The organism is Mesorhizobium sp. M7A.F.Ca.MR.362.00.0.0 (genome assembly GCF_004023175.1).
Lineage (GTDB): Bacteria > Pseudomonadota > Alphaproteobacteria > Rhizobiales > Rhizobiaceae > Mesorhizobium.
On record NZ_RZTF01000254.1, the window covers coordinates 8,317 to 9,481 of the forward strand.

Here is a 1,165-nt window from a genome sequence, read left to right on the forward strand (position 1 = left end):
CCGCCGTATTCCCGACGGCTTCGAGTTGCATGTCCGCGAGCTGTTCGACCTGACGCCGGCCGAAGCCCGCCTGGCGACGGAACTGGCATCGGGACGCTCGCTGAAGGAGGTCGCGGCAGCGTCCAACATCACGGTAAAGACCGGCCGCACCTATCTCGAACGTATCTTCGCCAAGACCGAAACCCGCCAGCAGAGTGAACTGGTGGCGCTGCTCAAGAGCACCGAACCGCTTACCGGGCGCAGGTAGCAACCTGGTTGTTGGAACCCGACAGTCGGCATATGCCGACTGTCGGAGGCAAAGCATTCCGTGCAAGTTCCGCCCTCGATTGCAGCGGCCCGCCTTGAGGAGGCGGGCCGCTGCCGATGCGGGGAAAGTCGATGTTCGAAACCGGACACGCCGTGGTGGCGGGGTTGCTTCCGTTCGCCATTTCCTATGCGCTGGTGGCAATGCTGCCCGGCGCCAACTTCGCCGTCGTCACGCAGGCCGCGTTAACCGCTTCGCGCGCCACGGCTCTGTCTGCCGCCGCCGGTGTTGCCTTGGGCGCGAGTTCGCTGGCGACCATCGTCGCGACTGGGGCCGGAGCGTTGCCGTCAGGGGGCTTCGCACACCAGATGGCCGCCAGCCTCTACGGTGCAATGCTGGTCTTCATCGGTTGGAATTCGATGCGGCGGGCGCTGTCGATCAAGGTTGGCTTCGACGTGCCGAAGCCCGTTCCAATCACGCGATACTTTCGGCTGGGCTTTGTCACGGCAGTGGCAAACCCTGCAACCGCATTGTTCTTCGCGTCCTCCACACTGAACTTGGATGCGCGCGGGGCAATGCACCTATCCTTGGCTGTGCTGGTTTTTGCCATTGCCATCGCCTGGTTTGGCCTTCTCGGCCTTTGTATTTCCCAACCGGTCGCCCAGCGATTTTACGCACGTTTTCGAAAGCATGCAGACATCGTATTGGGAGGAACTCTGGTGGCGCTCGGCTTCTCCGCATTTGGACATTGAGCGACAGGTGTATGCGCCCACTTGTCAGCCGCGGTTGGGCAGCTCCACGTTCTTCAGCAACGCCACGAGCTGGCTTTGCTGGCGGGTTCCGGTCTTGGCGAAAATCCGTTCGAGATAGGTGCGGCCAGTTTTCACGGTGATGTTGGAACGCGCCGCCGCCTCCTTCAAC

Annotated in this window: 3 protein-coding genes; 2 read left to right on the forward strand and 1 reads right to left on the reverse strand. The window is 62.2% G+C overall.

Translation table 11 applies throughout. From position 1 onward, the window contains the following. The coding region (locus EOC06_RS40320) for a LuxR C-terminal-related transcriptional regulator (protein ID WP_245470048.1) at nucleotides 1-247 on the forward strand (247 nt) is incomplete at its 5' end. Between the two features lie 131 nt (nucleotides 248-378). Continuing rightward, entirely contained in the window at nucleotides 379-996 is a 618-nt protein-coding gene (locus EOC06_RS25365; RefSeq protein WP_127271743.1) for a LysE family transporter, read from the forward strand. A 24-nt stretch (nucleotides 997-1,020) separates the two neighbouring features. Here the strand turns inward: EOC06_RS25365 and EOC06_RS43470 are convergent. Continuing rightward, on the reverse strand, nucleotides 1,021-1,165 hold a 145-nt coding region (locus tag EOC06_RS43470; protein ID WP_368773601.1), incomplete at its 5' end, for a helix-turn-helix transcriptional regulator.

What these genes read in the sequence shown, in the direction of transcription:
- EOC06_RS25365 (WP_127271743.1), top strand. Translation starts at nt 379, where the DNA reads ATGTTCGAAACCGGACACGCCGTGGTGGCGGGGTTGCTTCCGTTCGCC.